Annotated in this window: 18 protein-coding genes and 1 pseudogene; 15 read left to right on the top strand and 4 right to left on the bottom strand. The window is 71.7% G+C overall.

The features are described 5' to 3' along the window. Nucleotides 1–29: 29 nt before the first annotated feature. The gene (locus BLS99_RS08745) at nucleotides 30–1,748 is read right to left on the bottom strand and encodes an ABC transporter substrate-binding protein (protein ID WP_091046998.1); all 1,719 of its coding nucleotides are present in this window, start codon (nucleotides 1,746–1,748) and stop codon (nucleotides 30–32) included. A 487-nt stretch (nucleotides 1,749–2,235) separates the two neighbouring features. Between BLS99_RS08745 and BLS99_RS08740 the strand changes: the two genes are divergently transcribed. The 11 genes from BLS99_RS08740 (at nucleotide 2,236) to BLS99_RS08690 (ending at nucleotide 12,497) form a co-directional block, all read left to right on the top strand. Continuing rightward, the gene (locus BLS99_RS08740; RefSeq protein ID WP_176953260.1) at nucleotides 2,236–2,637 is read left to right on the top strand and encodes a YbaB/EbfC family nucleoid-associated protein; all 402 of its coding nucleotides are present in this window, start codon (nucleotides 2,236–2,238) and stop codon (nucleotides 2,635–2,637) included. Nucleotides 2,638–2,704: 67 nt separating this feature from the next. Beyond that, nucleotides 2,705–3,103, top strand: coding sequence for a YbaB/EbfC family nucleoid-associated protein (locus BLS99_RS08735; RefSeq protein ID WP_091046991.1), 399 nt, complete (start codon nucleotides 2,705–2,707; stop codon nucleotides 3,101–3,103). 1 nt (nucleotide 3,104) lies between these two features. Then, nucleotides 3,105–3,434 (top strand): WXG100 family type VII secretion target, encoded by a 330-nt coding sequence (locus BLS99_RS08730; protein ID WP_091046987.1) that lies wholly within the window; start codon nucleotides 3,105–3,107, stop codon nucleotides 3,432–3,434. Between the two features lie 37 nt (nucleotides 3,435–3,471). Further along, nucleotides 3,472–3,969 carry a WXG100-like domain-containing protein gene (locus BLS99_RS08725; RefSeq protein WP_091046984.1) on the top strand — a complete coding sequence of 166 codons (498 nt, stop codon included), beginning with the start codon at nucleotides 3,472–3,474 and terminating at the stop codon, nucleotides 3,967–3,969. Continuing rightward, nucleotides 3,959–4,726, top strand: coding sequence for a YwqJ-related putative deaminase (locus tag BLS99_RS08720; RefSeq protein ID WP_091046981.1), 768 nt, complete (start codon nucleotides 3,959–3,961; stop codon nucleotides 4,724–4,726). Before BLS99_RS08725 ends, BLS99_RS08720 begins: the two co-directional genes overlap by 11 nt. Nucleotides 4,727–4,735: 9 nt before the next feature. Beyond that, complete coding sequence (locus BLS99_RS08715) at nucleotides 4,736–5,206, top strand: toxin-antitoxin system YwqK family antitoxin (RefSeq protein WP_091046977.1); 471 nt, start codon at nucleotides 4,736–4,738, stop codon at nucleotides 5,204–5,206. 453 nt (nucleotides 5,207–5,659) lie between these two features. Continuing rightward, nucleotides 5,660–7,339, top strand: a complete 1,680-nt coding sequence (locus BLS99_RS08710; RefSeq protein WP_091046975.1) for an ABC transporter substrate-binding protein — start codon at nucleotides 5,660–5,662, stop codon at nucleotides 7,337–7,339. 47 nt (nucleotides 7,340–7,386) lie between these two features. Further along, nucleotides 7,387–8,424: an ABC transporter permease gene (locus BLS99_RS08705; protein ID WP_091046971.1), complete on the top strand. Its 1,038-nt coding sequence runs from the start codon at nucleotides 7,387–7,389 to the stop codon at nucleotides 8,422–8,424. Between the two features lie 5 nt (nucleotides 8,425–8,429). Beyond that, nucleotides 8,430–9,350, top strand: a complete 921-nt coding sequence (locus BLS99_RS08700) for an ABC transporter permease subunit (RefSeq protein WP_091047848.1) — start codon at nucleotides 8,430–8,432, stop codon at nucleotides 9,348–9,350. A gap of 43 nt (nucleotides 9,351–9,393) precedes the next feature. Next, the gene (locus BLS99_RS08695) at nucleotides 9,394–11,748 is read left to right on the top strand and encodes a beta-glucosidase (RefSeq protein WP_091046968.1); all 2,355 of its coding nucleotides are present in this window, start codon (nucleotides 9,394–9,396) and stop codon (nucleotides 11,746–11,748) included. After that, nucleotides 11,745–12,497, top strand: coding sequence for a hypothetical protein (locus BLS99_RS08690; RefSeq protein WP_091046964.1), 753 nt, complete (start codon nucleotides 11,745–11,747; stop codon nucleotides 12,495–12,497). Before BLS99_RS08695 ends, BLS99_RS08690 begins: the two co-directional genes overlap by 4 nt. Here the strand turns inward: BLS99_RS08690 and BLS99_RS08685 are convergent. Then, the gene (locus tag BLS99_RS08685) at nucleotides 12,442–12,954 is read right to left on the bottom strand and encodes a winged helix-turn-helix transcriptional regulator (protein WP_091046961.1); all 513 of its coding nucleotides are present in this window, start codon (nucleotides 12,952–12,954) and stop codon (nucleotides 12,442–12,444) included. The two genes, BLS99_RS08690 and BLS99_RS08685, sit on opposite strands and share 56 nt — an antisense overlap. 83 nt (nucleotides 12,955–13,037) lie before the next feature. On the opposite strand from BLS99_RS08685, the pseudogene BLS99_RS27755 reads away from it, so the two are divergent. The 3 genes and pseudogenes from BLS99_RS27755 to BLS99_RS08670 form a co-directional block, all read left to right on the top strand. Then, nucleotides 13,038–14,210: pseudogene (locus BLS99_RS27755) on the top strand (MFS transporter); the annotation flags it as partial. A gap of 187 nt (nucleotides 14,211–14,397) precedes the next feature. Then, the gene (gene sigJ / locus BLS99_RS08675; RefSeq protein WP_091046958.1) at nucleotides 14,398–15,240 is read left to right on the top strand and encodes an RNA polymerase sigma factor SigJ; all 843 of its coding nucleotides are present in this window, start codon (nucleotides 14,398–14,400) and stop codon (nucleotides 15,238–15,240) included. A 75-nt stretch (nucleotides 15,241–15,315) separates the two neighbouring features. Next, nucleotides 15,316–16,443, top strand: a complete 1,128-nt coding sequence (locus BLS99_RS08670; protein ID WP_091046954.1) for an NAD(P)/FAD-dependent oxidoreductase — start codon at nucleotides 15,316–15,318, stop codon at nucleotides 16,441–16,443. A 25-nt stretch (nucleotides 16,444–16,468) separates the two neighbouring features. Here BLS99_RS08670 and BLS99_RS08665 read toward each other — a convergent pair whose 3' ends face one another. Together BLS99_RS08665 and BLS99_RS08660 are read right to left on the bottom strand one after the other, a co-directional pair. Then, nucleotides 16,469–17,431: a cation diffusion facilitator family transporter gene (locus BLS99_RS08665; RefSeq protein ID WP_091046951.1), complete on the bottom strand. Its 963-nt coding sequence runs from the start codon at nucleotides 17,429–17,431 to the stop codon at nucleotides 16,469–16,471. A gap of 176 nt (nucleotides 17,432–17,607) precedes the next feature. Continuing rightward, nucleotides 17,608–18,603, bottom strand: coding sequence for a LacI family DNA-binding transcriptional regulator (locus BLS99_RS08660; RefSeq protein WP_218126361.1), 996 nt, complete (start codon nucleotides 18,601–18,603; stop codon nucleotides 17,608–17,610). A gap of 106 nt (nucleotides 18,604–18,709) precedes the next feature. Between BLS99_RS08660 and BLS99_RS08655 the strand changes: the two genes are divergently transcribed. Continuing rightward, the gene (locus tag BLS99_RS08655; RefSeq protein ID WP_091046943.1) at nucleotides 18,710–20,560 is read left to right on the top strand and encodes a glycoside hydrolase family 2 protein; all 1,851 of its coding nucleotides are present in this window, start codon (nucleotides 18,710–18,712) and stop codon (nucleotides 20,558–20,560) included. Nucleotides 20,561–20,620: the final 60 nt, after the last annotated feature.

Below are 20,620 nucleotides of genomic sequence, written 5' to 3'. Positions count from 1 at the left end.
CGGGGCCGCGCGGCCCCGCCCGGCGGGGACTACTCGGCGAGCTTGAGTTCGGTGAGCATGTAGATCGCGCCCATGTTCCACAGGCTGTTCCACATGGAGGGGAACACCTTCGGGCCCTCGCCCTCCTCGGAGGGCCAGTTGGTCCAGACGCTGTTGTTCACCTGGGACCAGGCGCCGTTGTACCAGACCGGGATGGCCGGCATGTCGACCAGCGCGTGGCGCTGGAGCTCGGAGAGGATCTCCTGGTACCGCGGGTCCTCCGCGGCGGTCGCGGCCAGCTCCTCGGTGAGGGCCCACGCCGCCTCGTTCGTCCAGCGCGAGAAGTTCGCCGTGGACTGGCTGTCGAGGACGGGGAGCTGGAACAGGTACCGGTAGTGGGTCCACGGCGTGTGGCTGGTCCCGCTCCAGTTGTTGAGCATGAGCTGGAAGTCCCCGGTGGTGCGGGCGTCGTCGACGGCGCCGGCGTCCATGAACTCCTCGACCACGTTGATGCCCGCGTTGCGCAGGTCGCCGGCCATGGAGCGGGCGGCCTCCTCCCAGTCGGTCCAGCCGGTGGGCACGTTGAGCTTGAACTCGATCGGGTCGCCGTTCAGGGTCTCCACGAACCCGTCGCCGTCGGCGTCCTGGTATCCGGCCGCGGCCAGGATCGAGGCGGCCTCGCCGGTGTCGAACGAGAACCCGACCTCGGAGATGACGGTCTGGTCGAGGTACTTGTCCCAGATCGGCAGCAGCCCGGTGGGGTTGGCGGCGGCCACGAGTCCGGAGTAGACGGAGTCGACGATCTTCCCGGTGTCGATCGCGAACGCCATGGCCCGGCGGAACTCGGGGTCGTTCAGCGGCTCGACCGTGGTGTTGGGGATGAGCATCGCGGTGTTCGCCGAGAGCATGTACGGCGCCTCGGGGTAGTACGTGCTCAGGTCGGGGTTGGAGGCGATGAGGTCCTGGATGCCGGGCAGGAAGTTGTTGGAGATGTCCAGCTCGCCCTGCGCCATGAGGTTGAGGGTGACCTCGTTGGAGGTGTTGACGATGTCGACGATGAACTTGGGCGCGACCTCCAGGCCCAGCGCCTCGGTGGCCCACCAGTCGTCGCGGCGGGCCCACGCGAGCCGGTCCTGGTCGAAGCTGTGGACGGTGTACGGGCCGGAGACGACCGGGTTCTCGTTCGCGCCGGTCAGCAGCTCCTCCTCCGACAGCGCGGAGAACACGTGCTCGGGCACGATCTGCTCGGCCCACAGGAAGTTGTTCCACTCCTGGTGGCGCGCTTCGGTGAAGGTGAAGACCACGGTGACGTCGTCGACGGCCTCGACGGAGGCGAGCCAGTCCCAGATGTTGGCGTAGGGCACCGCCTCGATCTGGCCCAGCTCGGCGGTGTACTTGACGTCCTCGGCGGTGAGCGCCTCGCCGTCGGACCACTTGATGCCGGGCCGGAGCTTGAGGGTGTACACCAGCTCCTCGGTCCACTCGCCGGACTCGGCGAGCCAGGGCGTGAGCTCGGTGGTGTTGGGGTCGAAGAGGAACAGGGTCTCGTAGCCCAGGCCGTTGAGGCCGGTGACCTCGCCGGGGGTGATGGTGTTCCAGTCCGCGGGCGGGCCCCACGCGGTGCCGGTGGAGTAGAGGGTCTGGTTGCGCGGGAACTCGTCCATCGAGAGGTCCGCGGGGTCCTCGTCGCCGGTGCTCTCGTCGGTGCACGCCGCGGCCGCGAAGGCGGTGCCCGCGGCGAGGGTGAAGATCGTACGCCTTCTGATCATCTTCTGCTCCGCTGTAGATCGAGGGATTGGCGGGACCCGGCTCTGACGCTGCTGCGGCGACGCGGTCGTCGGTGCGGGTGCGCGCGCAACTTAACCGGGTCAGTGATGGCACTGAATCATGAGCGTCTATGCGTGTCAAGAGAGGAGCGCGAAATCCCGGGACGTTGGCCCGAAAATCAAGCCATTTTCTCAAATATTGAGAACCATCGAAACTCTTTAGTTCGCCAGAGCCCCCGCCGCCGCAGCGGAACGCCGCGTCGGCGTGGTCGCAGCTTGATTGCAAAGAGACCTTCGATATTGACGAATCTGGATATTTCGTGTACTGTGTTCCTCGCTTATGCGGTTAAGCGCCGGCCCCTCCCCTCGTGCGACCGCTTTCCCCCGGGCCGCCCCGGCGTGTCCTGGAACGCCCCGGGCCCTCCGGCGTGCGGCCGGTTCGGCGGGTCGTCATACGATCGTCGCTACTCGCAGCCCCAGGGGAGGACCGATGTCGGAAGCGAACGACTACGCCGCACGGCTGGCCGGGCACCGGGCCGAGCTGGCGCAGGCGACCGCCGCGCCCGCCGAGCACGAGGCGGTGCCCGTGACCGCGGAGTCCGGCGACGGGCACGTGCGCGTGACCCTCGGGGCGGACGGGCGCGTGGAGTACATCGAGGTGAGCCCCAGGGGGTTCCGCGAGGGCTCGGACTTCATCGCCGAGCACGTGCGGCTCGCGCTCAACGCCGCCCTCGACCAGCGCGCCGCCATGGTCGGCACCGAGGAGCGCGTCCCCGACCTCGCCGCCGTCGACGCCTCGCTCGCGGAGGTCCAGGACGCCGCGGTGCCGCGGTTCGGGGCCATGAGCGATTCGATCACGCAGGTGCTGGCCAAGCTCAACGGGAACCGGTGACGCCGCCTCCGGTGGCGCGCCATGACATGAATCCCGCTCCGGTATGGTGGCGGGTCGGGAGGTCGGAATGTTCGGGGAAGACCGGATTGCGGAGCAGCTCTCGCAGGTGCGCGAGAGCCTGTCGCAGCGCGCCGAGATGCCCGGGGCCCAAGCGGAACCGATCCTGACGGAGGCGTCAGACGGCCGCATCAAGGTCACGCTCGGCACCGACGGCCGCTTCGAGCGCATCAAGATGACGCTCAGCGCCCTCAAGGACGGCCCGGACGCCCTGGTGCACCAGCTCACCGTCGCCGTCAACGACGCGCTCGACCAGCGCGCCGCGCAGACCGCCGCCACCGGGCCCGCGCCCGACATGGCGGCGATGAACGAGCAGGCCGCCCGGATGCAGGACGCGTCCGTGCGGCAGTTCCAGGACATGAACGCCGCGATCGGCGACCTCATGGGCAGACTCTACGGAGGACGGTGACATGGGCGGCTTCGACGTCACCCCCGAGACCATCCGCCAGTCGGCGGACCAGCTCGACGCCGCGCGGGACGAGGTGCAGGCGCTCCTCGACCAGTTCACGGCCGCGGTCGAGCAGTACGCCGACGCGTTCGGCGGCGACATGATCGGCACCGCCGGCGGCCTGGGCCACCAGGCGTGCATGGACGCGGTCACCGAGTGCTTCACCACCAACATCGAGGACCTGACCGGCCTGTCGCAGGCGCTGCGCGAGATGGCGGACGACCACGAGGTCTCCGACGACGAGATCGCCGCCGTCTTCGCGCAGTTCCAGGGCGACCTCGGCACCGCCTGACCGACCCGTTCCCTTCTCTCCCTAGGAGCCTTCGCGCATGGGCCTGCAACTGCCCTCCGAACTCATCACCCTGCTGGGCATGCTCGGCTACGAGTGGCCCGAGTCCGACGAGGAGTCCCTGTTCAACCTGGCGGGGGAGTGGACCGGGATGGCCGACCAGATCGGCGGCCGGGTCGAGAACCTCCAGGCCGCGGCCCGGACCCTCCTGGAGAACAACACCGGCGCCCACGTCGACGCGTTCCAGGCCGAGTGGGAGGGCCACGAGTCGGCGCCCTCGAACCTCGCCGACGCCGGGGACCCGGCGAACATGCTCAACATCGGGCTCACCGTCATGGCCGCGATCGTGCTCGCGCTCAAGATCCAGGTGATCGTGCAGCTGGCGATCCTGGCGTTCCAGATCGCGCAGGCCATCGCGTTCGCGGCGGTGACCTTCGGGGCGTCGCTGGCGCAGATCCCGATCTTCAAGACCATCACCGGGGTCATCATCGACCAGCTGATGGGGATGGCGATCGACCGGGTGATGCATGCCGCCTAGGAGCAGGAGCGGGTCCGGGAGCACCCCGGACGGCGCCGCGAAGATCCTCACCAAGCCCCTCGACGACGCCGAGGTGTGGCGCACCCCCAAGCAGAAGGACCGCGGCGGGGGCAGCGGCGGCGGGGGCGGCAAGCCGCCGAAGCCGCCGAAGAAGGACCCCAACTTCCAGCCCAAGGCGCCCACGCGCATGGACCCCAGCGGCGACGTCGAGGCCGACCGGCTGCGGCTGCGCCAGGCCGTGCGCGACAAGATCGACGACGTCAGCGACCCGACCAACCCGGACGGCTGGTCCAAGAAGCAGCGCCAGCCGTGCGTCAGCGCCGTGTGGGACCGCGAGTCCGGGCGCATCTACTACAACCACAACAACCGCAAGGACCCCGTCGATCCCGACCGGCTCGACCCGATCCTCAGGCGGCGGTACGAGGACTACCAGAACCGGAACAACCCGAACTCCAACTGGAAGAACGACCTCGAAGAGAACCAGGACATGCACGGCGAGCCCGGGCAGCACTCCGAGAGCCGCGCCACCAACAAGGCCCTCAAGGACGCCCGCGCCGACGGCCGCGAACCCCGCCTCGAGGACTTCATGGTCGAGAACGGCCGCGTCACCAGCGACAGCCGCAGCGACCACAAGCAGCCGATGCCGTGCTGCGCCAACTGCACCCAGATGATCGACGGCGTCGACGGCAGCTCCGGCGGCTGGGACACCGACGCCCACGGCAAGAAGACGAAGCGCTCGGGTTGGGACGGAAGCTAGGATGGCCGCGTGAAACCGAATTACGACCCCGTCGCGCTCTCGGTGCCCGACGACGAGATCGGCATCGACGACCACCAGGTGTACTGGCACGGCTCGGAGAAGTTCACCGGGTTCACCGGCGAGGAGCTCGACAGCGGCAACTACGAGTACCAGAGCTTCAAGGACGGCTGGCTCGACGGTCCCAGCGGCGAGGTCACGCCCGACGGCGACCTAGTCGTCGAGGAGTGGTACCGCAAGAACTTCCTGTACGGCATCACCCGCCGCTACCGCGCCGACGGGACCCTCGCGACCGCCGTCGGCTACGAGTTCGGATACGCGGTCTGGACCGTGCGCTTCGACCTCGACGGCGCCACCGTCCTCGCCACCGAGTACACCTCGTTCAACGAGTCGCAGCTCAAGACCCTGAGCGGGTTCCGCACCCGCGTCCCCATGCCCCCGCTTCCGGGCCCCGAGTACGCCGCGGACCCGAACCGCCACTGATCCACCAGGCACGGTTCCGTCCGACCCGAGGACCGCGCGGCCGCGAGGCCCGCGGTCCTCTCGGCGTCCTCCCCCTTCCCGATCCGGCCCGCCGGCCGCGGCCCGATCGTCACGCCGGAACTTCCGAACGGCGACGATTCGGTATCGGCCCTGCCCGGCGCACCGGCCCGGACCCCGGTACCGGGCATATCGACGTACCTGCATCTCCTTGCGTCCCAGTGCTTTCGCTTCGCACCTCCCTCCACACCGGACTCACGATCGTGTTATCGGTCAAGGTCACGGATCGATCACGAACCTGAGTTATTGACACGACCGCCCCGTGAAACTAAGCTCTGGAAAATATCGGAAACTACTCCGAAACTTTCGCTCGGCACCGCAGGGCAGCCACGCGCTCCGGAGACGGACGCGGCGCTTCCCGCTGGGCGGAATACGGGGATCTCAAAGAGGAGAGACATGTCAGACGTTTTCGGGCGGACGCCGTTCAGACCGACCCGCCGCGGGCTCATCGGCATCTCGATCGCCGCCTCCAGCGCCCTCGCGCTCGCCGCGTGCAGCGACGACGACGGCGGCGAGGTGGACCTCGACGCCCAGAACAAGGGCGCGATGGACGACTTCGCCGCCGACATGCAGTTCAAGGCGACCGAGCCCATCACCCTGTCGGTCCTGTGGACCGAGTGGCCCGACCTCCCCATCACCGACACGTGGCAGTTCTTCACCGAGATCGAGAAACGCACGAACGTGAAGATGGAGGTCACCACCATCCCGTTCAGCGACGCCACCGACAAGCGCAACCTGCTGCTCAGCGCCGGCGACGCGCCCACGGTGATCCCGCTGGTCTACACCGGCGAGGAGAGCTCGTTCGTGTCCTCGGGAGCAGTGCTCCCGATGAGCGACTACGTCGACCGCATGCCCAACTTCCAGAAGTACGTGGAGGAGTGGGACCTCGGCGGGATGATCGACAACCTGAAGCAGGCCGACGGCAAGTACTACATGGTGCCGGGCCTCCAGGAGGTCTCCGTCCCCGTGTTCACGCTGGTCGTGCGCAAGGACGTCTTCGAGACCGTGGCCGGCGGCCTGCCCGAGACCTGGGACGAGATGCGCGAGGCCCTGGTCAAGATCAAGGCCGAGTACCCCGACTCCAAGCCCCTCGCGGACGGGTTCGAGGCCCAGTCCATGCTCAACTTCGCCTCCCACGCCTGGGGCGCGCGCGCCGGCTGGGGCTTCGGCAACGGCATGGTCGACGACGGCTCGGGCAAGCTCGAGTACACCGCCGTCACCGAGGGCTACAAGCAGATGGTCGAGTTCTTCCGCGGCCTCGTCGCCGACGGACTGGTCGACACCGACTCGCTCACCGCCTCCAACGACGGCAGCGGCGGCGGCAGCGTCGCCGAGAAGTTCGCCAACGACCTGGTGTTCGCCGCGTCCGGCTCGGCCGGGACGGCGATCGAGTTCGCGCAGGCCCTGAGCGCGACCGCCGGCGAGGGCAACTTCGAGGTCCTCCAGATCGCCCCGCCCGGGGGCCCGTTCGGCCAGGTGGTCGAGCCGCGCAACTTCTGGAACGGCTTCATGCTCAACTCCGAGATCCAGGACTCGGAGAACTTCCTCGCGATCCTCCAGTTCCTCGACTGGCTCTACTACAACCCCGAGGCCCGCGAGCTCATCCGCTGGGGCGTGCTCGACGAGACCTACACCAAGGCCGCCGACGGCACCATCACCCTCAACCCCGAGTACTCCCTCGACGCCTACAACATCAACCCCGGCGCCCCCACCGACATCCAGGCCGACCTCGGCTGGTCGAACTCGGTGTTCGCCGACTCCTCCGAGTCGCGCGCCCTCAAGGAGTCCTACAACGCGGCGGCCTTCGTCGGCTACATCGACTCGGTGCTCTCCACCCGCACCCCGCGCGAGCCCTCCCCGCCCGCGCCGCTCGACGAGATGGAGCTGGAGCAGTCCTCGCTGCTCGCCACGCCCCTCAAGGACACCGTCGACACCAACACCCTGAAGTTCATCATGGGCGAGCGCGACATCGCCGAATGGGACGACTACGTGGCCGAGCTGGAGGCCCAGGGCCTCCAGCAGTACGTCGACCTCATCAACGGTGCACGCGAGCGCTTCGAGGAGGAGAACTCCTGATCCGCTCGCCGGGGCGCGAGCCCCGGAGCGGACGGGAGGGAGAACGCATGCCCCTCACACAAGACGAGCAGTCCCCGCGGGCGTCGGCCCGCGGGGCGGGCGGGAGCCGCGGGTCCGACCGGCCCGCGCGCCCGCGCACGGGCACCCCGGTGCGACAGCCCCGGCGGCTCGACCGCAAGCGGCGCCAGACCTGGCGCGAGGCGTTCCGGCGCGACTGGCAGCTCTACAGCCTCGCGCTGGTCCCGCTGATCTTCTTCGCGATCTTCCGGTACGGGCCGATGATCGGCAACGTCATCGCGTTCCGGAAGTTCCGGCCCGGCGGGAGCATCTTCGGCGACGAATGGGTCGGCCTGCGCTACATCGAGATGTTCATCAACGACCCGACCTTCTGGCACGTGTTCGCGAACACCGCGATCCTCGGCGGGCTGACCCTCCTGGTCTGCTTCCCGCTGCCGATCGCCCTCGCGCTCCTGCTCAACGAGGTGCGCAAGCAGCACTTCAAGAAGATCGTGCAGTCGATCTCGTACCTGCCGCACTTCCTGTCGATCGTCATCGTCGTCGGCATGGTCATGCAGCTGCTCTCGCTGGAGGGCACGGTCAACCAGATCATCGGCGCGTTCGGCGGGGAGGCCATCCCGTTCATCCAGCGGCCCGAGTGGTTCCGCACCATCTACGTCGGGTCCGAGGCGTGGCAGACCGTCGGATGGGGCACGATCCTCTACCTGGCGGCGCTCACCACGATCGACGAGTCCCTGTACGAGGCGGCGCGGATCGACGGCGCGGGCCGGTGGCGCCAGACCTGGCACGTCACGCTGCCGGGCATCCGGCCGACCATGATCACGCTCCTGGTCCTCAACATCGGGTCGTTCCTCAACGTCGGGTTCGAGAAGGTCTTCCTGCTCTACAACCCGCTGACGTACGAGACGGCCGACGTCATCTCGACCTACCTCTACCGGGTCGGCCTGATGTCGAACAATCTCAGCTACGCGGCGGCGATCGGCCTGTTCCAGGCCCTGATCGGCCTCGTGATGGTGCTTTCCGCGAACCTGGTCTCGCGGCGGATAACGGGGACGAGCCTGTGGTGACCGACATCAGCGCGAACGACACGACCAAGGCCCCGCGGCGGCGCCCCGGGCAGATCGAGTCGCGCGGGACCCGCGTGTTCGGCGCCTTCAACGCCGTCTTCCTCGTCGTCCTGTGCCTGCTCATGCTCTACCCCTTCATCACCGTGCTCGCCCAGTCCTTCAGCGCGGCGGAGGCGATCAAGGCCGGCCAGGTGAGCTTCTGGCCCGTCGGCTTCAACATCGACACCTACACCGCGGTGGCCAAGAACGAGCAGTTCTGGCGCAACTACGGCAACACGGTGCTGTACACCGTGGTCGGCACGGCGATCGCCATGACCCTGACCACGACCTACGCGTACGTGCTGTCGAAGAAGCACCTCAAGGGGCGCAAGGCCCTCATCGGCATCGCCGTGTTCACGATGTTCTTCAACGGCGGCCTGGTGCCGAACTACGTGCTCATCTCCGGGCTCGGGATGAAGAACACCATGTGGGCCATCGTGCTCCCGGGCGCGATCTCGGTCTTCAACCTGCTGGTCATGAAGTCGTTCTTCGAGAGCCTGCCGACCGAGCTGGAGGAGGCCGCGCAGATCGACGGGCTCGGCTGGTACGGCATCTTCGGGCGGATCGTGCTCCCGCTCTCGAAGGCGGTCATCGCCACGATGGTGCTGTTCTACTCGGTCGCGTTCTGGAACGACTGGTTCGCCGCGTTCCTGTACCTCGACAAGAGCGAGCTGTTCCCCGTGACGCTGTTCCTGCGCAACCTCATCGCGGGGGCCTCGACCTCGGCGTCCGAGGGCGCGGCGGCGGCGGGGACGACCACGGCGTCGGTCTCGGCCAACATCCAGGCGGTGACGATGATCCTCACCGTCATCCCGATCCTGTGCATCTACCCCTTCGTGCAGCGCTACTTCGTGTCCGGCGTCATGCTGGGCTCGGTCAAGGGATGACGCGGACCGGGTCTGCGCCTCTAACTAAGGGAAACACCACATAATGACCATCGACATCGACAACACCGCCGCGTCCGCCCGGACCGGCCTCCTGCCGTGGCACGACCGCGGGCTCGGCAGGACCGAGCGCGCGGCGGCGCTCATCGCCGCCATGACGCTCGAGGAGAAGGCCGGGCAGCTCGTCGGCCTCTGGGTCGGCGCCGACGCCTCCGGCGGCGACGTCGCCCCGCACCAGAGCGAGATGGAGCAGGACGCGCCCTCGTTCGACGAGGTGATCGCGGACGGCCTGGGGCAGCTCACCCGCCCCTTCGGCACCCGCCCGGTCGCCCCCGAGCCGGGCGCGGCGTCCCTCGCCCGGGCCCAGCGGGCCGTCGTGGCCGCCAACCGCTTCGGCATCCCCGCGCAGGTCCACGAGGAGTGCCTGGCCGGCCTCGCCGCGTGGGGCGCCACCGCGTACCCGGTGCCGCTCTCGTGGGGCGCGAGCTTCGACCCCGACCTCGTGCACGAGATGGCCCGGCGCATCGCCCGCTCGATGCGCGCGGTCGGCGTCCACCAGGGCCTCGCGCCCGTCCTCGACGTGGTGCGCGACTACCGCTGGGGCCGCGTTGAGGAGTCGATCGGCGAGGACCCGTACCTCGTCGGCACCGTCGGCGCCTCCTATGTGGCCGGTCTGGAGGACGAGGGGATCGTCGCCACCCTCAAGCACTTCGCCGGGTACTCCGGCTCGCGGGCCGGGCGCAACCACGGCCCCGTCTCCGCCGGGCCCCGCGAGATGGCCGAGATCTTCATGCCGCCCTTCGAGACCGCGCTGCGCCACGGCCGGGCCCGCTCCGTCATGAACTCCTACGCCGAGGTCGACGGCATGCCCGCGGCCGGCGACCACGCGCTGCTGACGGACCTGCTGCGCGGCACGCTCGGCTTCGAGGGCGTCGTGGTCTCCGACTACTTCGCCGTCGCGTTCCTCCGCACGCTGCAGCGGGTCGCGGCCACCGACGGCGAGGCCGCCGCCCGCGCGCTGTGGGCCGGCATCGACGTCGAGCTGCCCTCCGTGGCCGCGTTCGGCGCCCCGCTCATCGCCGCGGTCCGCTCCGGCGACCTCGACGAGGCGCTGGTCGACCGGGCCCTGCTGCGCGTGCTGGAGCAGAAGATCGACCTCGGCCTCATCGAGGCCGACTACGACCCCGGGCCCGCCCCCGGCACCGCCTACGACACGGTCTTCGACAGCGAGGAGACGCGCGCGATCGCACTGCGCCTCGCCCGCGAGGCGGTCGTCCTGGTCGACAACGACGGCACGCTGCCGCTGGCCGAGGGCACCCGGATCGCCCTCGTCGGCCCGCTCGCCGACGACCCGATGGCGATGCTCGGCTGCTACTCCTTCCCCGCGCACGTGGGCGTGCACCACCCGGAGACGGGCCTGGGCATCGACATCCCCACGGTGCTGGGGGAACTCGCCGCCCGCCGCGACGTGGCCGCCACCGCCCCCGGCTGCGCCGTCATGGCCCCGGGCCGGGACGGCTTCGCGGCCGCGGTCGAGGCCGCCCGCGGCGCCGACGTCGTCGTGGCCGCCCTCGGCGACCGCGCCGGCCTCTTCGGCAGGGGCACTTCAGGAGAGGGCTGCGACGCCGCCGACCTCCGGCTCCCCGGCGAGCAGCAGGCCCTCCTGGAGGCGCTGCTCGACACCGGCACCCCCGTGGTCCTCCTCCTGCTCACCGGCCGCCCCTACGCGCTCGGCGCCGTCGCCGGCCGCTGCGCGGCGATCGTCCAGACGTTCTTCCCCGGACAGCAAGGCGCGCAGGCGATCGCCGAAGTCCTCACCGGCGAGGTCAACCCGAGTGGGCACCTGCCCGTGGGCATCCCGCGCGACCCCGGCGGCCAGCCCTCGACGTACCTCGCGCCGCCGCTCGGCCGCGCCAACGACGTGTCGAACATCGACCCGACCGCGCTCTACCCGTTCGGACACGGCCGCTCCTACGCCGAACCCACCTGGCGGCCGGTGGCCGCCTTCGAGCAGGACTGGCCCGGCGACGGCACCACCGAGGTCGCCGTGGTCCTCGCCAACGAGACCGACACCCCCGCGGACGATGTGGTACAGGTCTACCTCCACGACCCGGTCGCGCAGGTCACCCGCCCCGACCAGCGGCTCATCGCCTACCGGCGCGTCTCGCTCGCGCCGGGGGAGTCCGCCGAGGTCCGGTTCCGGCTCCACGCCGACCTCACGTCGTTCATCGGCGCCGCGGGCGAGCGGATCGTCGAACCCGGTACGGTCGAACTGCGCGTCGCGCGGTCGAGCACCGACGTGCACGCCGCGGTCCCGCGGCGGATCACCGGACCCGAGCGCGCCGTCGGCGCCGACCGGGTCCTCATCGCCGAATCGGAAGTGGGCAAGGAGCAGTCATGAACGCGCCGCACGCGGACGAGATCGGCCCGGGGGCGCTCTCGCGGCTGACCGCCGCGGTCTACCGGTACCTCGTCCTCGGCGTGTTCCTCGCGCTCGCGGGCCTGCCGACCCTCGGGTTCTGGAGCCTCCTGGCCCCCGAGCCCGCGAACGCGGTGCTGTTCGTGGCCGCGCTCCTGCCCGTCGCCCCCGCGCTCGCCGCGGCGCTGTACGCGCAGCGGGCGTGGGCGGCGGCACCGGACCTGAGCCCCGCGCGGCCGCTGCTGCGCGGGCTCCGGCTCAACCTGCGCGACACCCTCGCCTGGTGGGTCCCGGTGCTCGCGGTCGCCGCGGTGCTGGCGGTGAACCTCCTCTTCGCGGGGGAGGCCGCCGGGGGCGAGGCCCTGCGCCCGGCCAGCGCGGTGCTGCTGGCGGCCCTGGCCGTGTGGTCGGGGCACCTGCTGGTGGTCACGTCGTTCTTCTCGTTCCGCTTCCGGGACGTGCTGCGCGTGGCGGCCGCGGAGTTCTTCCTGTCCTGGAAGTCCTCGCTCGGCGTCCTCGCGGTCCTGGTCACCGCGACGGCGACGGTCGTGGTGGCCTCCGAGGCGGTGCTGCTGCTCCTGGGGTGGGCGTTCGCAGGGCTCCTGTGGCTGGTGGCCCGGCCGGTCGTCGCCGACGTCACCAAGCGGTTCACGGCCGCGCCCGCCGCCGGCGCCCCTACTCCGGCACGACCGGCTCCAGCAGCCGGCGGGGACGGTTCATCGCCCGGCTGACCGGGTCGTCGCGCTTGGGGCCGGGGCCGGGGTACATCTCGACCTCGCCCGGCTCGATGCGCCCGCACTCGGGGCAGTCGCTGGAGGGCAGGAGGCCGCTGCCGCACGCGGCGTGGCGGAACAGCCGGGGCGGCTCGCCGCCGATGTTGCGGTGGCTCCACACGCTCAGGGAGTAGATCACCGGCCACAGCTCGACGCCGGCCGCGGTGAGCAGGTACTCGTAGCGCGGCGGCGAGGGCTGGTACCGCCGCTTCTCCAGGACCCCGCCCTCGGTGAGGCGCGTGAGGCGGTCGGAGAGGACCGCCTTGGGGATGTCGAGGCGCACCTGGAAGTCGTTGAAGCGCCGGACGCCGTAGAGCGCGTTCTGCACGACCAGGAGCGTCCAGCGCTCGCCGAGCAGTTCGAGTCCGCGCGAGAGCGAGCAGTCCTGCCCCGTGTAGTCCTTGCCGAGTGCCATCCCCGCATCCTACCTCGGTTCGTTCATTGAACCCACCCTGCTACGCTCCAGTGAGTTCACTGAACGAACCTAGGAGCACCCGCATGGCCACCACCGCCCTCACCGCACCCGCGGCGCCGCCCCGGACCCGCACGGTCCTGGCGATCCTCTGCGCCGCCCCGCTGCTGGTCATCCTCAACTACTCCACGCCGCTCATCCTCGCCCCGCAAACCGCCGCCCACCTGCACGCGGGCGCCACCGGCCAGACCTGGATCATCAACGCGATCTCCCTCGGCCTCGCCGTCCCGCTGCTCACCTCCGGCAGCCTCGCCGACAACCACGGCCGCCGCCGCGTCCTCACGGCCGGCGCCTGGGTCTTCGCCGCCGCCACCCTCCTCGCGGCCCTCGCCCCGGCCACGCCGGTGTTCGTCGCCGCCCGCATCGTCCAGGGCGCCGCCAGCGCCGCCCTGCTCACCTCCAGCCTCGGCATCATGGGCGCGGTCTTCACCGATCCGGAGGAGCGCCGCCGGGCCACCGCCGCGTACGGCGCCATGATGGGCCTCGGCGTGGGCGCCGGCGCCGTCCTCGCCGCGCTGCTCGAAGCCGTCCTCGGCTGGAACGGACCCTACTGGCTCTTCGCCGCGGCCGCGATCGGCCTGGCCCTGGCCGCCCGCGCCGCGCTCCCCGAGTCGCGCGCCGAGCACCCCCGCCGCGCCGACATCGCCGGGACCGTCACCCTCGGCCTCGGCGTGGCCGCACTCATGTCCGGCCTCACCCTCGGGCGCCAGGACTGGTCCGACCCCGCCGCGATCGCCCTCCTCGCCGCCGCCGCGGTCTGCACCGCCGCGTTCACCGCCGTGCAGCTTCGCAGCCGGGAGCCGATGCTCGACCCGGCCCTGTTCGCCCGGCCCGCGTTCCTGGTCGCCTCGCTCGGCGCCCTCGCCACCGGCATCGCCGTCATCAGCATGATGAGCTACCTGCCGACCGTGTATCAGTCCGAGGGGATCCTCGGGCCGATCGCCACCGCCGCGGTCGTCGCCGTCTGGTCCACCGCCGCTTTTGCAGTCTCGTTGCAGGTCAAGCGACTCGCGCTGAGCCCCGGCTCGCTCCTGGTCCTCGCGCTCCTCGCCGCGGGCGCCGGCTCCGCCCTCCTGACCGGCCTCGCCCACGGCTGGTCCTGGTGGCACGCCGTCCCCGCGCTCCTGGTCGCCGGGGCCGGCTACGGCGCCGCGAACCCCGCTTTGACGCGCCTGAGCATCGACAGCGTCCCCGCCGACCGCGGCGGCATGGGCTCGGGCGTCAACAACACCATGCGCTACATCGGCACCGCCGCAGGAATCCCGATCGTCGCCGCCCTCGTCGACGCCCTCGGCCCCGACGGCGCACTGTGGATCTGCGCTGCGCTCGCCGCCGCCTCCGCCGCCGGGTTCGCGCTCCTGGTCCGCCGCGCCTTATCCTTGCCGCATGGACGTGTTCGAGGAGCGGCGCGGCAAGCTGCGCGCGGTCGCGTACCGCGTCCTCGGCACCATGACCGACGCCGAGGACGTGGTGCAGGAGGCGTGGCTGCGCTGGAACGGGGTCGACCCGGCGACGGTCGAGGACCCGACCGCGTACCTCGTCACCGTGACCACCCGCCTCGCGATCGACCGCCTCCGCAGCGCCCGCGCCGCCCGCGTCTCCTACGTGGGCCCGTGGCTCCCCGAGCCGGTGCCGACCGGCGGCGACCTCGCCGACGACCTCGCGCTCGCCGACACCGTCTCCTCCGCGATGCTCCTCGTCCTCGAATCGCTCTCGCCGCTGGAGCGCGCCGTGTTCGTGCTCCGCGAGGCGTTCGGCTACTCGCACGGCGAGATCGCCCGCATCCTCGACCGCAGCGAGGAGTCGGTGCGCCAGACCGCGAAGCGCGCCCGCGACCACGTGGACGCCAAGCGCCGCCGCTACGAGACCGATCCGGCCACCCGCAGGCGCGCCACGACCTCCTTCATGGAAGCCTGCGCGGGCGGCGACCTCGCCGCGCTCATGGGGGTCCTGGCACCGGACGTGGCGCTCGTGTGCGACGGCGGCGGCCTCGCCCCGGCCCCGCGGAAGACCGTGCACGGCATGGAACTCGTGGCCCGCGCGCTCGTCACCTTCGCGGGCCGCATGCCCGAGGACCCCAGCATCGAGTACGCCGAGGTCAACGGCGGCCCCGCGATCGTGGTGCGCTCGGGCAGGACCGCCGCGGCCGTCGTCACGCTGTACCTGGTCGACGGCGCGGTCGCGGAGATCCACCTGGTCTCTAACCCCGAGAAGCTCGGCGCGGTCTGACCCCCTGACGAAACGGTTTGCTGTGACGGTGACCACTTCGCCTCACGTCCGCATCCCCGCGCCCGTCCTCGGGGCATGAACAACATCCTCGTCCTCGGCGCCGGCTACACCGGCATGATGGCCGCCACCGGCATCGCCCGCCGCACCACGGCCGCCGCCGTCACCCTGCTCAACCCGACCGCCGTGTTCAACGAACGGCTCCGCCAGCACCAGGCCGCCGTCGGCCAGGACCTCGGCGCCCACTCGATCCCCGACCTCGTCGCCCCCGCGGGCGTGCGCTTCGTCCAGGGCCGCGCCGCCCGCATCGACGCCGACGCGCGCCGCGTCCCTCTTGACGACGGCCGCGAACTCGCCTACGACCTCCTCGTCTACGCCGTCGGCTCGGCCACCCCGGCGACCCCGCACGCCTTCACCGTCGACGACCCCGCGTTCGCCGAGGCCCTGCGCGCCAACGCCGACGGCGTCCTCACCGTCTGCGGCGCCGGCCTCACCGGCATCGAGGCCGCCGCCGAGGCCGCCGAGACCTACCCCGGCCTCAAGGTCCGCCTCCTCAGCCGCGGCGCACCCGGGACGATGATGGGCCCCAAGGCCCGCGCGTACCTGACGGCCGCCCTCGACCGCCTCGGCGTCGAGGTCCGCACCGGCACCGCGGTCGCCCGCGTCCTGCCCGGCGCGGTCGAACTCGAAGGCGGCGAACGCCTCCCCACCGACGTGACACTGTGGACCACCGGCGTCGCCTACTCCCGCCTCGCCGCCGACGCCGGCATCGCCGTCGACCCGGACGGCCGGGTCGCGACCGACGCGGCCCTGCGCTCGACCTCCCACCCCGAGGTCTTCGCGATCGGCGACGCCGCCGCGATCCGCCAGGCGTACGGCACCGTCCACGGCACCTGCCAGTCCGGCATCCCCTCGGCCGCCCACACCGCCGAGTCGGTCGTGCGCCTCCTGCGCGGCAAGGCCCCGCGCCCCTTTCGCTTCGGCTACGTCCACCAGCCGGTCTCACTGGGCCGCAAGGACGCCGTCATCCAGTTCACCCGCCCCGACGACACCCCGGGCCGCTGGTACCTCACCGGCCGCGCCGCCGTCGCCTACAAGGAGGCCGTCAGCTCCAGCCCGCTCAAGTTCTACCGCGCCAGGACCGCGATCCCCGCCCGCATGACCGGCCGCACCGGCGGGCGCCGCAACCCGGTGCCCGCCCGCTGACCCCGGCGGCGGCGAACCCCCGCGCTCAGCGCCCGCGCGCCTCGGCGGCCCCGTGCGCCGCAGACGCCTCGTCGGCGGTGGGCGCGGGGCAGCGGCCGGGCTCGTCGCACGTGGCGTGGACCGCCGGTTCGAGCTGGACGGTGGCGTGGTCGATGCCGTGCTCGTCGCGCATGAGGCGCTGGGCGCGGTCGAGGACGGCGTGGTCGTCGGCGCCGGACTCGGTGACGAGGTGGGCGGTGGCGACGTGCATGCCGGAGGTGAGGGTCCACAGGTGCACGTCGTGGACCCCGCCGACGCCGTCGATCGCGGCGAGGTCGGCGGTGACGCGGGCCGGGTCGACCCCGGTGGGGGCGTGCTGGGCGAGCACCGACAGGACCTGGCGGCCCAGCGGCAGGGCCCGGACCACCACGAACACGCCGATCGCGAGGGCGACCGCGGTGTCCCACACGGCGTTCCCGGTGAAGGCGACCAGGAGGCCCGCGGCGACGACGCCGACCGAGCCAGCGGTGTCGGCCAGGACCTCCATGTACGCGCCCTTGACGTTCAGGCTCTCCTCGGCCCCGGCGCGCAGGAGCCACATCGCGGCGAGGTTCACCGCCAGGCCCAGCGCGCCGACGACGATCATCGGGCCGACCTGGAGCTCGGGGGAGGAGCCGATGCGCCCGACCGCCTCGACCACGATGTAGACGGCCGTGCCGAGCATCATGAGGACCGCGAACCCGGAGGCGAAGACCTCGGCGCGGTAGGAGCCGTAGGTGCGGCGCCCGGTCGTGTCCGGGCGCGCGGCGAGCCGGGTGGCGACGAGCGCGGTGGCGAGGGTGACGACGTCGGCGGCCATGTGGCCGGCGTCGGAGAGCAGCGAGAGCGATCCCGACAGCAGTGCGGCGACCAGCTCGACGACGAAGAACCCGCCGATGAGCACCAGGGCGGTCCGCAGGCGCCAGGCGTGGCGTGCTCCCGCGTGGCCGGCGGCGTGGTCGTGGCCCATTGCAACCCGCTTTCGAATAGCGTTGTCAAAACCAATAATACATTGCAATCAGTGCATGTATTGCCCGAACCTTACAAGACCCGTTCCGAAGGCGTCAACCCGGGAGTGAGGAATGCCCGCGAACGGCGCGCCCCATGCCCCGCACCCGTCCCGGGGCCGCGCGGGCCGTCCCGCTCCTAGCGCAGGACCAGCGAGAACGGCACCTCGTGGTGCCCGGTCGGGGTGCCGGGGTCGGCGATGATGTCGAGGACCCGGTCGGCCAGCGCCTCGCGGCCGGGGGCCACGGTGGAGAACGGCGGCATGGAGTAGCGGCCGTCGGCGATGTCGTCGAAGCCCATGACCCGCACCCGGTCCGGGACGTCGAGGCCCCGCACGCCGAGCGTGTACAGGGCGCCGAGGGCGAGCGAGTCGTTGAAGCACAGCAGGCCGTCGAAGTCGGCCCCGGCGTCGACGAGGCGCTGCGCCGCTATCGCGCCCTCGGTGCGGTTGAACTCGCGCACGTGCCCGGTGAGGGCGTCGTCGAGGGGGATCCCCGCCTCCCGCAGGGCGATCGCGTAGCCGTCGAAGCGGTCGCGGGAGGTCTCCGTCGGGCCCTCGTCCTGGACGCCGATCGTGGCGATCCGCCTGCACCCCTGGGTGATCAGTTCCGCGGTGGCCGCGGTGGCGGCGGCGACGTTGTCGATGCCCACGTGGTGCTCGCGGTCCCCGGCGACCCGTTCGCCGTGCTCGCCGACGAGGACGAGCGGCACGTCCCGGCGGCGGTCCTCCACATCGGGCGCCTCCAGGCCGAGCGGGCTCATGATGAGGCCGTCGATCGCGGGGAGGCGGAGCCCGTCCAGGGCCTCGACCTCCCGTTCGCGCTCGCCGCCGGTCTGGGTGACCAGCACCGTGAGGTTCCGGTCGTGCGCGACGTCGACGAAGACCGAGGCGAGCTCGGCGAAGTACGGCTCGGCGAGCGTGGGCAGCGCGAGGGCGAGCACGCCGCTGGAGCCGCGGCGCAGCTGCCGCGCGGCGAGGTTGGGGCGGTAGCCGAGTTCGTCGATCGCGGCGAGCACCTTCTCGCGGACCTCCGCGCCGACCCAGCCGGTGCCGTTGACGACGTTGGAGACGGTCTTGGCGCTGACGCCGACGCGCGCGCCGATGTCGGCGAGGGTGACTCGGGCTCGCGCCAAAGGGGGGCTCCCGGTGCTTCGAGGAAGGAGATTTACAGGCTCGATCATAGCCGCGGCGACTGGTACATTCAACGTTGAATCATACGCCTATGAGGGAGTTTCCACCATGAGCAGCACGTCCCCCGTATCCGGCCTCCGCGCGAGCGCGCAGGAGGTCGCGCGCCCGCGCCCGCAGATGCTCCGGGAGTCCTTCCGCGACCTGAGCGGGACGTGGGGCTTCGCCCACGACGACGCGGACCTGGGCCTGGCCGAAGGCTGGTCGGACGGCCGCGCCCTGCCGCGCGGGATCACCGTCCCGTACCCGCCGGAGTCCCCGGCCTCGGGCATCGGCGAGACCGGCTTCCACCCCGTCGTCTGGTACCGCCGCGAACTCACCGCCGCCGACCTCGCCGCCGCGGGCCACGCGGCCGGGCGCCGCCTCGTCGTCCACTTCGGCGCGGTCGACTACCGGGCCCGCGTATGGCTCGACGGGACCGAGGTCGGCGCCCACGAGGGCGGCCACACCCCCTTCGCGCTCGACGTCACCGACGCCCTCGCCGGGGACGGCCCGCACGTGCTCGTCGTGCGCGCCGAGGACGACCCGCACGACGTCGCGCAGCCGCGCGGCAAGCAGGAGTGGCGCGAGTCCCCGCACGCCATCTGGTACCACCGCACCACCGGCATCTGGCAGCCCGTGTGGCTGGAGTCGGTGGCGCCCCTGCACATCACGCACCTGACCTGGACCAGCGACCTCACCCGCGGCACCGCCACCGCGCTGGTGGAGCTGAGCCGCCGCGCCGACGCGCGCGTGCGCGTGCGCATCGCCCACGGGGACACCGTGCTCGGCGAGGCCGAGGCGCACGCCGCCGGCACCGAGGTGAGCGTGACCGTGCCGCTCACGGGCCAGGAGAACGACCAGGAGTACGACGGGCTGCTGTGGCGCCCCGGCAAGCCGACCCTGCTCGACGCGTGGGCGTCGGTCGAGGCCGGCGGCCGGACCGAGGACGCCGTCGCGTCCTACCTCGGGCTCCGCTCGGTCCGCACCGAACGCGGCCGGTTCCTGCTCAACGAGCGCCCGGTCGTGCTGCGCTCGGTCCTGAGCCAGGGCTACTGGCCCGAGTCGCACCTGGCCGCCTCCGAGGCGCAGCTGCGGCGCGAGGCCGAGCTCATCGCCGAGCTCGGCTTCAACTCCGTCCGCGTGCACCAGAAGATCGAGGACCCGCGCTTCCTGTACCACGCCGACCGCCTCGGCCTGCTGGTGTGGGGCGAGATGCCCGCGGCCTACCGCTACTCCGCGACGGCGGTGCTGCGCACGACGGCGGAGTGGACCGAGGCGGTGCGCCGCGACGCGAGCCACCCCTCGATCGTGACCTGGGTGCCGCTCAACGAGAGCTGGGGCGTCCAGCACCTGGCGACGCGCGCCGACCAGCGCGCCTTCGCCGAGGCGCTGTACCACCTCACCAAGGCCCTCGACCCGACCCGGCCCGTGGTCTCCAACGACGGCTGGGAGCTCGGCACCTCGGACCTGTGGACCATCCACGACTACGAGTCCGACGGGGCCGTCCTCACCGGCCGCTACGACCTGTCCGAGGCGGACCTGCGGGCCTCCCTGGAGGACGTCGGCCCGTCCGGGCGCCGCCTGCGCCTCGACGGCACCACCGACGGCGGCGAACCGGTGATGCTCACCGAGTTCGGCGGCGTCAAGTGGACGACCGGCCCCGCCGCGGCGGACGCCTGGGGCTACTCCGAGGCCGGGAGCGCGGAGGACTACGACCGCCGCGTGGGGGACATCCTCGGCGCGGTCCAGCGGGCCTCGATCGGCCACGGCGGCCGGCCGCACGGCCTCGCCGGGTGGTGCTGGACCCAGCTCACCGACACCCTCCAGGAGACCAACGGCCTGCTCACCGAGCACCGGGAGCCGAAGCTCCCGGTCGAGCGGCTGCGCGCGCTCGTGACGGGCGAGCCCGAACGGGACTGACCGGCGCGAGCCGCGCCGTTGCCCCGTTCGCGGGGCCTGTGATAGCGTTCGCCAATAGTT

The organism is Glycomyces sambucus, from assembly GCF_900102815.1.
Lineage (GTDB): Bacteria > Actinomycetota > Actinomycetes > Mycobacteriales > Micromonosporaceae > Glycomyces > Glycomyces sambucus.
Note: the sequence above shows the minus strand (reverse complement) of the source record. Positions and strands in the feature narration are given on the sequence as shown.

Excerpts from the sequence above, each read along its gene's own strand:
- BLS99_RS08725 (WP_091046984.1), top strand. The coding sequence starts at position 3,472 with ATGGGCCTGCAACTGCCCTCCGAACTCATCACCCTGCTGGGCATGCTC.
- BLS99_RS08745 (WP_091046998.1), bottom strand. The coding sequence starts at position 1,748 with ATGATCAGAAGGCGTACGATCTTCACCCTCGCCGCGGGCACCGCCTTC.
- BLS99_RS08670 (WP_091046954.1), top strand. The coding sequence starts at position 15,316 with ATGAACAACATCCTCGTCCTCGGCGCCGGCTACACCGGCATGATGGCC.
- BLS99_RS08705 (WP_091046971.1), top strand. The coding sequence starts at position 7,387 with ATGCCCCTCACACAAGACGAGCAGTCCCCGCGGGCGTCGGCCCGCGGG.
- BLS99_RS08695 (WP_091046968.1), top strand. The coding sequence starts at position 9,394 with ATGACCATCGACATCGACAACACCGCCGCGTCCGCCCGGACCGGCCTC.
- BLS99_RS08730 (WP_091046987.1), top strand. The coding sequence starts at position 3,105 with ATGGGCGGCTTCGACGTCACCCCCGAGACCATCCGCCAGTCGGCGGAC.
- BLS99_RS08665 (WP_091046951.1), bottom strand. The coding sequence starts at position 17,431 with ATGGGCCACGACCACGCCGCCGGCCACGCGGGAGCACGCCACGCCTGG.
- BLS99_RS08735 (WP_091046991.1), top strand. The coding sequence starts at position 2,705 with ATGTTCGGGGAAGACCGGATTGCGGAGCAGCTCTCGCAGGTGCGCGAG.
- BLS99_RS08740 (WP_176953260.1), top strand. The coding sequence starts at position 2,236 with ATGTCGGAAGCGAACGACTACGCCGCACGGCTGGCCGGGCACCGGGCC.
- BLS99_RS08720 (WP_091046981.1), top strand. The coding sequence starts at position 3,959 with ATGCCGCCTAGGAGCAGGAGCGGGTCCGGGAGCACCCCGGACGGCGCC.
- BLS99_RS08655 (WP_091046943.1), top strand. The coding sequence starts at position 18,710 with ATGAGCAGCACGTCCCCCGTATCCGGCCTCCGCGCGAGCGCGCAGGAG.
- BLS99_RS08685 (WP_091046961.1), bottom strand. The coding sequence starts at position 12,954 with ATGGCACTCGGCAAGGACTACACGGGGCAGGACTGCTCGCTCTCGCGC.
- sigJ (WP_091046958.1), top strand. The coding sequence starts at position 14,398 with ATGGACGTGTTCGAGGAGCGGCGCGGCAAGCTGCGCGCGGTCGCGTAC.
- BLS99_RS08690 (WP_091046964.1), top strand. The coding sequence starts at position 11,745 with ATGAACGCGCCGCACGCGGACGAGATCGGCCCGGGGGCGCTCTCGCGG.
- BLS99_RS08710 (WP_091046975.1), top strand. The coding sequence starts at position 5,660 with ATGTCAGACGTTTTCGGGCGGACGCCGTTCAGACCGACCCGCCGCGGG.